This is a genomic window from Halorubrum persicum, assembly GCF_002727125.1.
GTDB lineage: Archaea > Halobacteriota > Halobacteria > Halobacteriales > Haloferacaceae > Halorubrum > Halorubrum persicum.
This window is the reverse complement of record NZ_NHOA01000118.1, coordinates 1-14342: the sequence shown is the minus strand read 5'-3', so window position 1 is coordinate 14342 and position 14342 is coordinate 1. Positions and strand designations below refer to the sequence as shown.

Genomic DNA, 14342 nt, shown 5'->3' with positions numbered 1-14342 from the left:
CACGTCGATACCGCGGTCGCGGAGGGCCGCCACGGCGTCGCCCGCGCTCGGCTTCACGGTGTCCGCGTCGGCGACGGCCCCGACGAGGCGGCCCTCGTTCGTGCCAGCGGGCACGCGGGCGACGAGCATCGCCGTCTTCCCCTCGCGTTCGAGGCGCTCCATCGTCTCCGCGGCGGGCGACGGGTCGATCCCGTTGTCGCGCAGCAGCTTTCGGTTGCCGACCAGCACCTCGTCGCCCTCGACCGTGGCACGGACCCCGTGACCGGGAACGTTCTCGAACGCGTCGGGCGATCGCACGTCGATGCCGCGAGATTCGGCGCCGTCGACGATGGCGCGAGCGAGCGGGTGTTCGCTCCCCCGCTCGGCGGTCGCGGCGATCCGAAGCACCTCGGTTTCGGCGTCGCCGTCGGCGTCGAGCGCGGCGCGATCGTCGTCGGTGGGCGATTGCGACGCCGTGCCGCCGTCCGGGGCGGGATCGCTGTCCGGCACGGACCCGCCGTCCGAGATCGGGTCGCCGTCGCTGTCGAAGGCGACCACGTCGGTGAGCTCCATCGCCCCTTCGGTGAGGGTCCCGGTCTTGTCGAAGACCACGGTGTCGACGTCCTTGGCGCGCTCGAGCACGTCGCCGCCCTTGAACAGGACGCCGTACTTGGCGCCGATCGTCGTTCCGACCATCGTCGCGGCGGGCGTCGCCAGCCCGAGCGCACAGGGGCAGGCGATGAGCACCGCCGAGGCGAACACGACGACCGCGAACTCCGAGACCGTGATCGTCCCGCCCGCGACCGCGGGACCGCCCGCGACGAGGTCCCACAGCGGGAGGGCGTCGACGAACCCGGCGAGCGCCTCCGGGAAGAGGAACCAGACGGTCCCCCACAGCAGGGCGTTGACGATGACCGCCGGGACGAAGTACGCGGAAATGCGGTCGGCGAGGTTCTGGATGTCCGGCTGGCGCGACTGCGCCTCCCTCACCGTGCGGACGATCTGCTTGAGCGCGGTGTCGGCGCCGACCTTCGTCGCCTCGACGACGAGCACGCCGTTCTCGTTCACCGTGGACCCGACGACCTCGTCGCCCGTCCCCTTCTCGACGGGGACGGACTCCCCCGTCACCATCGACTCGTCGACCGCGCTCTGGCCGTCGACGACGACCCCGTCCGTCGGGATCTTCTCGCCCGGGCGGACCTTCATCCGGTCGCCGACCGCGACCTCGTCGATCGGGACCTCCCGCTCGGAACCGTCCTCGTCGACGGCTTCGCCGTCTGCATGCGGCGTCTCCGACGCCGCTCTGTCGACGAGCGTGGCCGTGTCGGCCTCCATCTCCAACAGCTTCCGGAGCGCCTCGCCGGCGCGCCCCTTCGAGCGGGCCTCCAGGTAGTTGCCCAGCGTGATGAACACGAGGATGAACGCGGCCGTGTCGAAGTAGAGGCTCCCGGCGATCACGCCCGAGAGCGCCGCGACGGAGTAGACGTACGCGGTCGTGGAGCCGAGCGCGATCAGCACGTCCATGTTGGCGCGCCCGTTCGTCACGAGCGCCTTGTAGGAGTTCTCGTAGAACGGGCGACCGAGCACGAGCTGGACCGGCGTCGCGAGCAGGAACTGGATCCAGCCGAGACGCACGCCGAAGACGCGGTCCGGGAAGAGCTCGCCGGCGAAGAGGAGGTGGTCGGTCATGAACGCAAGGAGCGGGGCCGCGAGGACCGCCCCGAAGAGGGTCAGCCGGAGCTGTCTGCGGATCTCCCCCTCACGGGCGGCGTCGCGGGCGTCCTGTCGGCTCTCGCCGTCGCTGGACGCTCCGGAGCCCTCCCCGTCACCGTCGCTCCCGCTTCCCTCGCGGACCGGCGAGTAGCCCGCCGACTCGACCGCATCGTAGAGGTCGCCGAGGGAGGCGTCGGCCGGATTGTACCGGACCTGCGCCTCGTCGGTCGCGTAGTTCACGTCGGCGGCGATCACGCCCGGCGTCGATTCGAGGGCGTCCGCGTTGGCCTCCGCGCAGTTCGCGCAGGACATGTCCGTGATCGCGACCGAAACCGTCTCGCTGACCGCGCCGTAGCCGGCGGACTCGATCGCGGAGTAGATCTCGGCGAGCGATACCTCCTCGGGATCGTACTCGACCGACCCCTCGTCGGTGGCGTAGTTGGCGTTCGCCGACGCCACCCCGCCGAGGTCGTCGAGGGCGTCCTCGATCGTCGCCGAGCAGTTGGCACAGGACATCCCCGTGACGTTCAGGTGGGCTGTTCTCGTTGGCATGTCTACTACTACGTGTCCCACCCTTAGGCGGTTTTCTGCTTCGAGTTCGGGGGTTCGGGTGGGTCGATATCTTCGATTCCAAAGCGGCCAGCTCGGGAGAGAGATGGGAGGGTGACGAGCCCGATCGACAGACAGCAGCGATTTAAAAAGCGGTGGCGCGCCGCCGCCGAGCGCCCGCAGGGCGCGAGGTGCACGCGCGAGGGAGTCGCGAGCGCTTTTAAGCGCGAGCGACGAGGCTGGGGAGGCGTGAGGATGCGGTGCTGTATGGGGCGGAGAGGGACTCAAAGCCCCAGTCGAGAGGGGCACAGAGGCGATGTAAGCAGCGTGGCGCTACGCGCCACGGGCAGCCGGCGGCTTTGCCGCCGGCGACACCGCAGGGAACGAGCGCAGCGAGTGACCGAGGACCTCGGCGAGCGTGCGCACCGCTCGCGATTGGGGCTTTAGAGATTATCACCCCAAAAACGACTTATAAACAACTACTTCGTCGGATTATACCCCCTCCTCCAGTCGCTGGTACCGCTCTCGGAATCGCGACAGACAGGACGAACAGCAGAAGTGATACACCTCGCCGTCGATCCGCGCCGTTTCACCTTCGCTATCAACGGTGTTCGAACACTCCGCGCACGTCAACGCGAACTCCACGCCCTCGATCGAGGGCGTCCACTCGAACTCGTCGACCAGCGTGACGGCGTAGTCGTCGACGGCGACCCCCTCGAACAGCCCGGACACCCACTCTCGCGCGGTTCGTCCTTCGACCCGGGCGTACACGCGGAGGTCGCCCTCGGCGGTGACGAAGACGTGCTCGACGGCGTCGGCGTCCCGCACCCGATCTCGCGCCGCGTCGAGCGCCTCGGGCCGGTTCGGCGGCAGTTCCACGTCGATCAACACCGGAACCCCCGCTCGCAGCTTCGTCCGGTCGACGTCGATCGTGAACCCCTCGATGATACCGGCCTCCTCCAGCCGCGTGACGCGGTCGGAGACCGCCGGCCCCGACAGCCCCACCCGGTCGCCGATCTCGCTGAACGGGCGGCGGGCGTCCGCGGCCAAAAGCGACAGAATCTGCAAGTCCGTTTCGTCGAGCTCGCGCATACCTCCCGGTACGGCACCGATGTATAAGACGGTTGGGCGGTGCGCTTCGAATTCCAAAGTGAGACGTGCGTTTGACCCCCGATCGTGAAGCAGAAAGCGACAAACTCCCGCCTCCCCTACCTCCACCCGCCATGAGTCAGACGATCACCGTCGAGGGAATGTCGTGTGAACACTGCGAACAGAGCGTCACGGAGGCCCTCGAGGGCGTCGAGGGCGTCGAGAGCGCGACTGCGGACCGCGAGAGCGAGTCCGCGACCGTCGAGGGCGACGCCGAGGCGGACGCGCTCGCGAGCGCGGTGAGCGAGGCGGGCTACGACGCCTCCGCGTAAACGAAAGGGCGGCGGCCGAGTCCGCCGACGACCGCCGACGTAGCGGTTCGTCGAGACCTACCGGTTCAGCGTGTGAATCGCCTGTCCGCGGGCGTTCTCCGCGGCCTCCATCACCGCCTCCGCGAGCGTCGGGTGGGTGTGGACCGTCGCCGCCACGTCCTCCAGAGTCGCGCCCATCTCGATGGCGAGCGCGGCCTCGGCGATCAGCTCCGAGGCCTCCGGGCCGACGATCTGCGCGCCGAGCACGAAGCCGGTCTCGTCGTCGGCGACGAGCCGGACGAACCCCTCGGTGTGGCCGGTCGTCATCGCGCGGCCGGAGGCGTTGAACGGCATCTCGCCGACGACGGGGTCGAACCCCTCCGCCTCGGCCTCGTCCTCGGTCAGCCCGACGGTCCCGATCTCGGGGTCGGTGAAGACGGCCGCCGGGATCGCCTGCTGGTCGAGCGCGGCCGGCTCGCCCGCGATGACCTCGGCGGCGACGATCCCCTCCTTCGAGGCCGCGTGCGCGAGCATCGGATCGCCCGCCACGTCGCCGACGGCGTGGACGTGGTCGACCGCGGTGCGGGTGCGGTCGTCGGTTTCGATGAACCCGCGGTCGTCGGTCTCGACCCCGGCCTGTTCGAGGTCGAGCCCGTCCGTGACCGGGCGGCGGCCGACCGCGACGAGGACCTTATCGACGCCGTACGTCGATTCGTCTCCGTCCTCGGTCTCCGTGTGGAGGAGGTAGCCGCCGTCCGCGCCCTCCGACCACTCGCTCGCGCCCTCGCCGAAGTGGAACTCGACGCCCAGCTCCTCGGCCCGCTTGCGGACGATCCGCTTCACGTCGTCCTCGTAGGGGTCGAGGATGTCGTCGAGCATCTCGACGACCGTCACGTCGGAGCCGAGCTTGGCGTACGTCGTCGCCAGCTCCATCCCGATGTAGCCGCCGCCGACGATCCCGAGCCGGTCCGGCACCGTCTTCGCGTCGAGCGCCTCCGCGGAGCTCCAGACGTGGTCCTCGGCGAAGTCGAAGCCGGGGATCTGGATCGGGCGCGAACCGGTCGCGACGATCGCGTGCTCGAACTCGATCGACTCCGAGCCCTGCCCCTCCCCGCCGTGGGCGACGCGGGCGGTGTGCGCGTCGGCGAACGAGGCGGTCCCCTCGATCAGGTTGACGCCGTTGGCCTTACAGAGCTTCTCGACGCCGCCGGTGAGTCGGTCGACGACCCCGTCCTTCCATTCGACCATCTTCCCCATGTCGACGGCGGGGTCCGCGTGGATGCCCATCGACTCGGCGTTGCCGGCCTCGTGAGCGAGACCGCTCCCCGTGATCAGCGCCTTCGAGGGGATACAGCCGCGGTTGAGGCAGGCGCCGCCGTAGGCGTCCTTCTCGACGAGCGTCGTGTCGAGCCCTTCCTGTGCGGCGCGGATGGCGGCGACGTAGCCGCCCGGTCCCGCGCCGATCACCAGTACCTCCGTTCCGGTTGCGATGTCTCCAACGACCATTAGTGTGTCAACAGTAGCAGCGGGTGTTCAAGGTGTTCCATCACGGTGTTCGCGAACTCGGCCGCGACCGCGCCGTCGATCACGCGGTGGTCGATCGACAGCGACAGGGGGAGGGTGGGCGCCGCGACCACCTCGCCGTCGCGGGCGACCGGACGCTCCTCGATGGCGCCCAACCCGAGGATCGCCGTCTCGGGGTAGTTGATGATCGGCGTGGCGTACTCCCCGCCGATGGCGCCGAAGTTCGTGATCGAGAACGTACCGCCCTTCATCTCCGCCGGCTTGAGCTCGCGCTCGCGGGCGCGGGAGGCGAGGTCCCTGACCTCCTCGGCCAGCTCGAAGAGCCCCTTCTCGTCGACGTTCTCGACGACGGGCACCATCAGCCCGGCGTCGGTGGCGACCGCGATCCCGAGGTTGTAGTCGCCCTTCAACACGATCTCCTCCTCGTCCTCACGGAGCTCGCTGTTGAGGGACGGGTACTCCTTCAGCCCCGCGACGATCGCCTTCATCACGAACGGCATGTAGGTGAGATTCACCCCCTGCTCCTCCGCCCGCGGTTTCAGCTCCTCGCGGGCCTCCACGAGGGCGTCGACCGCGACGGTGTCGTGGTGGGTGACGTGCGGAGCGGTGTACTTCGACCGCTCCATCTGCTTCCCGATGGTGCGTCGCACCCCGCGGTAGGGGACGGTCTCGTCGGTCGACACCGACTCGCTTGCGGGGGACGCTCCGGTGGCGCCGGCGGCGTCCGCGCTCGTCGAGACGTCGACGGACTTCGGTTCGGGCGCCGACGCGTCGGCAGATGCCTCGGCCGCTTCTCCCGCCGACTCCGGCGCCTCCGCGTACGCCCGAACGTCCTCGCCGGTGACGAACGCCTCGCCGTCCCGCGTCTCGTCGGTCGGCACGTCGTCGATGTCGACGCCGAGCTCGCGGGCGACCTTCCGGGTCGCGGGCGTCGCGAGCGTCGTCTCGCGACCGGCGGGGCCGGGGGCGGCTGCCCCCGTCGACGCGGTGGCCGCGGCTTCCGATCCCGAACCCGCCCCGCTCCCGCCGCGCTTTTTGACCGCCGATTTGCGACCGCTGGATCCGGAGTCGGTCGGCGTCGGCGCCGGCTTCGGGTCGGGCGCGTCGGACGCGGACTTCACGGACGGGCCGTCGTCGCTGTCGCCGTCGTCTTCCGCGTGCGCACGCACGTCTGCCTCGCTGATCCGGCCGCCGGGACCGCTCCCGTCGACGGCCGCGATGTCGACGCCGAGTTCGCGCGCGAGCCGGCGGGCCGACGGGGGCGCGAAGGTCCGGCCGGACGGGGTCGCGGGTTCCTCCGCGTCGGCCTCGGACTCGGCCTCGGCGCTGGCGCCAGTCGCCGACTCCGTCGCGCCCGCGTCGCTGTCCCCGGTCGGCTCGCCGGTCGCCTCGCCTTCGGTCCCGCCGCCGTCGCCGTCCTCGCCGACGCGGAACGAGATGATCACGTCGCCGACGGGGACGATCTCCCCCTCCTCGACGAACAGCTCCTCGACGGTCCCGTCGTACCGCGAGGGGACCTCGACGAGCGCCTTGTCGGTCTCGACCTCCGCGACCGCCTGGTCCTCCTCCACGCGGTCGCCGGGCGCGACCAGCCACGTGACCAGTTCGCCCTCGGCGACTCCCTCGCCCACGTCGGGCAGTTTGAACTCTTTGACCGGCATACTCAGAACTCCACCGCCTCCTTGATACCCTCCTCGATGCGGGCCGCGGTCGGGAGGTAGTAGTCCTCCAGCGCGTACAGCGGGTACGGCACGTCGAACCCGGCGACGCGCTTGACGGGCGCTTCCTGGTACAGCAGCGACTCCTCTTGGATGATGGCCGTGATCTCGGCCGCGAGCCCGCCCGTCTTGGGGGCCTCGTGGACGACGACGGCGCGCCCGGTGGCCTCGAACGCCTCGACGATCGCCTCGCGGTCGAGCGGGGAGACGGTGCGGAGGTCGACGACCTCGCAGTCGATCCCCTCCTCGGCGAGCGCCTCGGCGGCCTCGAGCGTCGGGCGCGTCATGGCGCCGTAGGTGAACACCGCCACGTCGTCCCCCTCGCGGCGGGTCGACGCCTCGCCGATTGGGAGGGTGTACGGCTCCTCGGGCACCTCGTCGCGGAACGCCCGGTAGATGAGCTTCGGTTCGAGGAAGATCACCGGGTCCGGGTCGCGGATCGACGCCGCCAACAACCCCTTCGCGTCGTACGGGGTCGACGGAATGACGACCTTCAGTCCGGCCTCGTGGGCGTAGAACGCCTCCTTCGACTCGGAGTGGTGCTCCGGCGCTCGGATCCCGCCGCCGTACGGGGCGCGGAGGGTCATCGGCAGGTTGAACCGCCCCCTGCTTCGGGTGCGGAACCGGGCCATGTGGGAGACGATCTGGTCGAAGCCGGGGTACATGAACCCGGAGAACTGGATCTCGGGGACCGGTTTGAGCCCCATGGCGGCCATGCCGACCGCGGCCCCGACGATCCCCGACTCCGCGAGCGGGGTGTCGACGACGCGGTCGCCGCCGAACTCGTCGAACAGCCCTTCGGTCGCACGGAAGACGCCGCCGTTCTTCCCGACGTCTTGGCCCAACACGAGGACCTCGTCGTCCTCGCGCATCTCGGTGTACAATCCGTCTCGGACCGCCTGTACCAGGGTGAGGTTCTGTGTCTCGCTCATTTACTCCTCCAGGAACGCCTCGTCGCCGTGCGCGTCGCGGAACGCCGCGAACGCCTCGTACTGCCGCTCCAGCTCCGGCGGGAGCTCCGCGTACGCGTGCTCGAACATCTCTTCCGGCATCGGGCGCGCCTCGGACTCGGCCGCCTCGATCGCCTCGGCCACCCGCGCCTCGACGACGGTCTCGATCTCCGCGACCCGCTCGTCGTCGAGCACGCCCTCGGACCGGAGGTACCGCTCTAGCCGCGGGATCGGGTCCTTGCGCTTCCAGCTGTCGACCTCGTCTTCGTCGCGGTAGACCGTGGGATCGTCGGCGGTGGTGTGCGCGCCGAACCGGTACTGGATCGCCTCGATCAGCGTCGGGCGCGGCCGGTCCGTCTCGGGGTCGCGCGCCTTCTCGACGGCCGCCCGCGTGACGCTGTACACCGCCAGCGGGTCCATCCCGTCCACCTGGACCCCGTCGATCCCGTACGCCTCCGCCTTCTGGGCCAGCGTCGCGCTCCGCGTCTGTCGCTCGCGGGGCACGGAGATGGCCCACTGGTTGTTGTTACAGAAGAAGACGGTCGGCGTGTCGAACACGCCCGCGAAGTTGACCCCCTCGTGGAAGTCGCCCTCGCTCGTCGCGCCGTCGCCGAAGTAACAGAGGAACGCGTCGTTCTCGCCGCGGAGCTTCGAGGCCCACGCCGCGCCGGTGGCGTGCGGCACCTGCGAGGCGATGGGGACCGCGACCGGGAACACGTTCACGCCCTCCGGCGTCGCGTTGCCCGCCTCGTGGCCCATCCAGTAGAGCAGGGTCTGTTTCAACGGGAGTCCGCGGACCAAGGCGGCTCCGTGCTCGCGGTACGACGGAACCATCCAGTCGTCCTCGTCGAGCGCCGTCGCGGAGCCGATCTGTGCGCCCTCCTGCCCCGAGAGGGGCGGATACGTCCCCATCCGCCCCTGCCGCTGGAGGCTCACGGCACGCTCGTCGAAGTGCCGCGCCAGCCGCATGTGCCGGTACATACCGACGAGCTCCTCGTCGTCGAGGTCCGGCACGTCGCCGACGACCTCGCCGTCCTTGTCGAGCACGCGGACCGGATCGTCGTACGCCCTGTCGAACACGCTCACGGTCGGACCAACCTCTTCATACACGAAGGGTTCTCCGCCCGGGTATTATGGTTTTCGTAGATAGTTTATTATAGTCAGAAATCGGTAGAAGGGACGCGGAACTGTCCATCAGATTCGGAGAGAATCTGACGTTTTTGAACAAACAAAGGTGCCTTCGGCAATATTTTCTCCCAGATCGGCGGTTCCTCGAACAGTACCGACCGAACGGAACTTCTCCTCGAGCGGCGCCGCCGCTGGGCAGACGGAACGCTGTCGGGGGAGAATCGGTCAGCCGTCGCTTATCCGAGCCGGAAGGAGGGCTCGTCGGGCTCGCCGTCGAGGTCTTCGAGCTGGATCACTTCCTCGTCGCCGTCCTCCAGCTGCTCGCGGAGGTAGTTGACGTAGCGTTTGTGCTCCTCCAGCTGCTCGCGGAGGTGGTCGGCCTCGAGCTCCAGCCGCTCGTGCTCGCGCACGAAGCTCTTCGGGACCTCGATCTTCGGGGGGAACGACTCCCCGCTCTCGCCCATGCCGTCGAGCTCCGCCTCCGGGACGACCCGGACCTGTCCGTCGTGGGCAACGAGCGTATCCACGTAGTCCCGGAAGACCGCCGACAGCGAGATGTCCCGCTCCTCGGCGATGTCACGGAGCGTCTCGAACGCGTCCTCGTTGACGCGGAACGAGATCGTCTTGTTCTTGTTGCCCATTATCGGACCGATCGTCGCGCAATGTACTTAAGCGTTTGTCAGACGGTCGCAAGAATGAAAATTCGGTCCGGCGGACGGGCCGGGGTCGGATCGCGCCGACCGCGTCAGGGCTCCGGCCTGCCGGCCGGATCCGACCCGTCGGGGGCGGCATCGTCGCCCGCGGGCGCATCGCCCGCAAGCTCGTCGCCGTCGCCCTCGTCGAGGTCCTCGAGCGCCGACAGCGCGGCGGCCTTGTACGTCTCGGGGTCGAGGTCGTACTCTTCGCGGGCCATCCGCGCGTACTCGTTCCCCTCGTCGTCGAACGCGGCGACGCGCTCGATCGTTCGCTTGGCCGTCTCGGCGACCCAGCGGTCGCGGGTGTCGGCGTCGACCTCGGTGATCGACTCGGGGCGGACCGACACCCGGACGGTGCCGTCGTCGGTCTCGTACGTCCGGGGCTTCCCCACGACTGCGACGTAGGCGGGGGGTTCCAGATCGCGGAGCTTGGAGGCGGCCTCGGGCTGGTACTGGCCGGCGTACACGAAGAATGTGCCCGTCGGGTCGACGATGCGACCGCGCCAGTACTCGGCGTCCTCGCCGACGTCCTCCTTCTCGGTGAGGGTCCCGACGAAGAACACGCGGTTCGAAGACTCGCCCGTCGGCAGCAGCGCGTAGACGGGGGCGCGCTCGTCGTCGGACTCGGTGAACGTGAAGCCGGCGTCGTTGAACTCGCTCGCGAACACGCGCCGGGCGACTTCTCTGGTGGGTGCGGATTGGCTCATTCAGATCGACCTCGCTTCGATCAGCGCAGTTTCAACGTCGACGGCACCGGGGTCTTCCATCTCGTCGACCAGGACGTACCGGCCGAAAGTGGGACCGGTGACGCGGTAGTACCGCCCGAGCACGTCGTCGCCCATCTCCTCGGCGACGACGGTGGTGTCGAGCGCGTCCATCGCCATGTCCTTGGCCTCCGCTAAGCCCATCCCGGTGAGCTCCTCGGTGGCCTCGCGGTCGAAGATGACCTCGGTGACGGTCTCGCCGTCGTCGAGGACGCCCTTGATCCGGAGGTCGAACTCGCCCTCGACCTGTCCGTGCTCGGAGCACCGGCCGTTCTGGAGGACGCGCGTGCAGTCGTCCTCGGGGCAACGCTTGATCAGTCCGGAGCCGGACTGGATGTCGACGAGCGCGCCCTCGACGGTGTCGGCGTTGTCGCCGACCTCGATCTCGTCGTCGATCTCGGTGATCTGGGTGGTCCGGTTGAGCTTCACCGAGTAGCTCCCCTCGTACTCGTCGGTGACGACGTTGGAGAGCTCGTACGCCTGCCCCTCCGTCAGCTCGGGGAGGTCGGAGGTCTCGAAGGCGACGAACTTGATCGTGCCCGACTCGTCGCCGAGGAGCCCGACCTGCGAGATCGAGTCGCTGCGGGGCTCCCACAGGTCGACGAGCTCCACGCGCAGGTCGACCCACTGCTCGTCCTCGTCGATCTCGTTGACGAGCACGGACTCGCTGCCGCCGCGGCCGAGCTCGTCGCGCTCCATCCCGGCGTCTTCGAGGTAGCTGTTGGTGACGCTCCGGCGCGCCTCGTCGAGGGGGACGCGGTACTCGTTGACGAGGTTCTCCAGTCGCTCCTCGATCTCGTCGGCGTCCACGTCGAGGTGGTCCGAGAACTGTTCCGCTATCGCTTCCGCTTCCTGTCGCAGTTCGCTCATGGGGTGTCTCCGCCTCCGGTCGTGTTTCAATGGGAGGCGTACGGCGGTTGGTTCCTCACGGTATTAAAACGTGCGTGACCGGAGTGAAAGTGGACGGATCAACGCCTCCAACGCCGCTTCCCGGGGTTCCGTCGTTTCGGGAGAGGTGACGTCGGCTCGGCCGCTCCCGTCGGCGTCTGACGCGCGTCAGCCAGACGCGGGCGCCGTTTCAAGTGGAACCGTACCACGCGAAACGTCCACAGGCGACGGGATAGAGGCCGACGGGGGTGTCGCGAGCAGCGACTATGGCACCCGGTGAGGAGTGCCCCACGCCGGTTCCGCCACCTGCGGACCGAGTCCCCCGTATCGCCAACGGACCTATATCCGACGCGCCGAAACGGCGGATATGGACGACCGACTCGAACGCGCCATCCGCCAGCAGCTCCGGAAGGCGGGCAAGCAGTTCGAGGAGGCCAAGCGGGCGTACGCCGAGGCGAAAGACGATCCCGCGGGCGACGGCGCGGGGGCGAAGCGATACGACCTCCCGACCGACGACGAGGGGCGCGCTCGGATCGTCTGTCGCCGGCACGCGGAGCGCCGGACCGTCCCGGTGGACGAGGAGGGGCGCCCGTCGTGTTTCGAGAGCGGCCACCCCGACTGCGAGGGGTGCGCGGAAGACGTGCGGGAGGGGTTCGTGGAGACGTGGTGAGCGGAGGGCGCGCGGCGGTCGTGGGGCCCACCCAAAGGCGTTTCTCTCCCGATGAACTCAACACGACCCATGAAACGGACGACCGTCGTCGTCGCGCTCCTCGTCGCGGTCGGGGTCGGCCTCGGGGCCTCCGGGCTCCTCGCCGGAGCGGGCGACGAGGCGCCGCCGCCGACCGTCGAGGAGCCGTCGCCCTCCCCGGTGGAGGAGGCGTCGCTCGTCGAGGTCGCGGGCGACTACCGGCTCTGGCCGTACACGAGCCGGGGCACCTCGGTCGAGGGGCGGACGCTCGCGATAAACGTCCTCTTTTACGCCGACGCGGAGACGACTCGGCGGGCGATCGAGCGGCGGGAGGGGGCCGACTGGGAGGCGACCGAGGAGGCAGAAGCGGCGGCGACGGCCGACGCGGAGCAGGTGGCCGCGCTCGTCGCGCGTGACTGGGCGGACGCGCACAGTTCCGACCGCTACAGCTACGTGGAGGGACCCGACGGCGGCGTCTGGCTGGAGGAGACGTTCGAACTCCACGACGGCGCGTACCTCGGCGTGCGCGACCACCTCCGGGCGTACGAGTCCCCGGACGGCGCCTACACCGCCGTGCAGGCCCACGAGGAGTACTACGACTGGTTCCGGCTCCGGCACACGGTGCCGGGGATCGACGATCCGGCGGTCCGGCTCGAAGACGAGTTCATCCACGGCGCGGTCGACGCCGAGGTCAGCCGCGAGTATCGCGGCATCAGGGGCGGGTGGAGCGACGGTTGGGTCTCGGTGATCGAGCTGGCGTCGGTGGCGCTGCTGTCCGGCGCGCTGCTCCGGCGTCGAACTCGGGCCGCGGCGGTCGAACTCGCCCGTCGCGGGCGGCGAGAGGCGGGTCGACACGCGGACGCCGCGCTGCTCGGCGCCGCGCTCGCGGCCGTCATCGTCGGCGTCCGGGTGGCGGGCGTCGCGCTGGAGACCGCGTACCCCGGGATCGGACCGAAGGTCATCGCCGCCCCGCTGTACCTGGTCATCTCGGTCGGGATCCCGGCGCTCGTCGTCGCGCGAGCGCCCGACTCGGAGCCGAGCGCGGCGCTTCTCGGCGTCGTCGTCGGGGTCAGCGCGGGGTTCGTGATCGACTTCGCCGCGCTCGGCGTGGCGGTGCCGCCGGCCCTCCTCGTCCACCGGGTCGCGCTCCTCGCCGCGCTCGGCGTCGTCGCGACGGGACGCGCCGCGGGGGATCGCCCGGTGCTCGCGGCGGGGCTGGCGGCGTGGGTCGTCGGACTGGCACTCCCGCTCGCAGACGTGATCTGAGGGGCACTCCCGGTCGGACCGCCTCGGTCGGGTCGGTGGGCGCGGCGCGCGGTCGATCGGGGCCGGGCGACAGCGACGGCGCAGCGTCATCGTCGCGACGATGACACCACAGAAGAGATATACGCGAGGGACGAAACTGCGACGAACACATGGTTCGGCAGATCAGTCGGCGCGGAGCGCTCGCAGGGGGCGTCGCGGCCCTGAGCGCCGGCTGTCTCGGCCGCACGCGGAACATCGCCGGACGCGACCGGTCCTCGCAGCTGACGCTGGAGATCAACGCCCCGCCCGCCGACAGGGATCCGAACGCGATCCGGATCGCCAGACACCTCGCGGAGAACCTGGACGCGGTGGGTATCGACGCCCGGATCAGCACCCTCGGCCACACCGACCTCCGCCGGAAGGTGCTTATCAACCACAACTTCGACGTGTACGTCGGGCAGTTCCGGGAGGCGGAGCCGTTCGATCCGGACGCGATGTACGGGTTCGCTCACTCGCAGTTCGCCGCGGAGGCGGGGTGGCAGAACCCGTTCGGATTCACCGATATCAACGGGGTCGACGAGCTGCTCGCGGACCAGCGTCGGGCGGAGGGCGACGAGCGGCGCGAGGCCGTGGCGGACCTCCAGCGGAGCCTCGGCGAACTGCAGCCGTTCACCGTCGTCGCGTTCCCCGACCCGCTCACGGCGGTCCGCGAGGACCGCTTCGAGAACTGGACGAACCGGCAGCCGCTGTCGATCGGGGGGTTGCTCGACTTGGAGCGCGTCGACCCGGCGGACGGGGACGCGGGCGGAAGCGAGGCCGAGAGCGGCAACGAGACCGCCGACGGCGGCGCCAACGAGACCGCTAACGAGACCGAGGACGGGCTGATCGACGACAATCCGCTGACCGACGACGGGGAGAGAAACCCCGGAACCCTCCGCCTCGTGACGACCGACGAGCGGATCACCCAGAACTGGAACCCGATCGCGGCCGAGTATCGGCGCTACGGCACGTTCACCTCCCTGCTGTACGACCGGCTCGCCCTGGTCGACGACGGGGAGGTGATCCCGTGGCTCGCCGCCGACCCGTTCCCAGTCGGCGGCG

At 69.8% G+C, this 14342-nt stretch carries 12 protein-coding genes and 1 pseudogene; 4 read left to right on the top strand and 9 right to left on the bottom strand.

The genetic code is table 11. From position 1 onward, the window contains the following. Both DJ69_RS13485 and DJ69_RS13480 read right to left on the bottom strand, forming a co-directional pair. On the bottom strand, positions 1-2244 hold a 2244-nt coding region (locus DJ69_RS13485), incomplete at its 3' end, for a heavy metal translocating P-type ATPase (RefSeq protein WP_099256083.1). A gap of 489 nt (positions 2245-2733) precedes the next feature. Continuing rightward, on the bottom strand, positions 2734-3333 hold the full coding sequence (locus DJ69_RS13480; protein WP_099256081.1) for an AsnC family transcriptional regulator: 600 nt from the start codon (positions 3331-3333) through the stop codon (positions 2734-2736). 131 nt (positions 3334-3464) lie between these two features. On the opposite strand from DJ69_RS13480, the gene DJ69_RS13475 reads away from it, so the two are divergent. Then, positions 3465-3662 carry a heavy-metal-associated domain-containing protein gene (locus DJ69_RS13475; protein WP_099256080.1) on the top strand — a complete coding sequence of 66 codons (198 nt, stop codon included), beginning with the start codon at positions 3465-3467 and terminating at the stop codon, positions 3660-3662. A gap of 57 nt (positions 3663-3719) precedes the next feature. Here DJ69_RS13475 and lpdA read toward each other — a convergent pair whose 3' ends face one another. The 7 genes from lpdA to DJ69_RS13440 form a co-directional block, all read right to left on the bottom strand. Next, entirely contained in the window at positions 3720-5147 is a 1428-nt protein-coding gene (lpdA, locus tag DJ69_RS13470; RefSeq protein ID WP_099256079.1) for a dihydrolipoyl dehydrogenase, read from the bottom strand. Beyond that, entirely contained in the window at positions 5147-6826 is a 1680-nt protein-coding gene (locus tag DJ69_RS13465; RefSeq protein WP_099256078.1) for a 2-oxo acid dehydrogenase subunit E2, read from the bottom strand. Before DJ69_RS13465 ends, lpdA begins: the two co-directional genes overlap by 1 nt. A gap of 2 nt (positions 6827-6828) precedes the next feature. Beyond that, positions 6829-7815, bottom strand: a complete 987-nt coding sequence (locus tag DJ69_RS13460; RefSeq protein WP_099256077.1) for an alpha-ketoacid dehydrogenase subunit beta — start codon at positions 7813-7815, stop codon at positions 6829-6831. Then, on the bottom strand, positions 7816-8919 hold the full coding sequence (gene pdhA, locus DJ69_RS13455; protein WP_099256082.1) for a pyruvate dehydrogenase (acetyl-transferring) E1 component subunit alpha: 1104 nt from the start codon (positions 8917-8919) through the stop codon (positions 7816-7818). A gap of 278 nt (positions 8920-9197) precedes the next feature. Next, positions 9198-9602: a CopG family transcriptional regulator gene (locus tag DJ69_RS13450; protein WP_099256076.1), complete on the bottom strand. Its 405-nt coding sequence runs from the start codon at positions 9600-9602 to the stop codon at positions 9198-9200. A gap of 104 nt (positions 9603-9706) precedes the next feature. After that, a complete protein-coding gene (locus DJ69_RS13445; protein WP_099256075.1) occupies positions 9707-10363 on the bottom strand; it encodes an RPA family protein in 657 nt (218 codons plus the stop codon). After that, positions 10364-11290 carry a replication factor A gene (locus DJ69_RS13440; protein ID WP_099256074.1) on the bottom strand — a complete coding sequence of 309 codons (927 nt, stop codon included), beginning with the start codon at positions 11288-11290 and terminating at the stop codon, positions 10364-10366. It lies immediately after the preceding gene. Between the two features lie 385 nt (positions 11291-11675). Between DJ69_RS13440 and DJ69_RS13435 the strand changes: the two genes are divergently transcribed. From DJ69_RS13435 to DJ69_RS13425, 3 genes and pseudogenes are all read left to right on the top strand, one after another. Further along, positions 11676-11978, top strand: coding sequence for a DUF7091 family protein (locus DJ69_RS13435; protein WP_099256073.1), 303 nt, complete (start codon positions 11676-11678; stop codon positions 11976-11978). Between the two features lie 69 nt (positions 11979-12047). Next, entirely contained in the window at positions 12048-13262 is a 1215-nt protein-coding gene (locus DJ69_RS13430) for a hypothetical protein (RefSeq protein WP_099256072.1), read from the top strand. Positions 13263-13411: 149 nt separating this feature from the next. Further along, a pseudogene (locus DJ69_RS13425) lies at positions 13412-14342 on the top strand (ABC transporter substrate-binding protein); the annotation flags it as partial.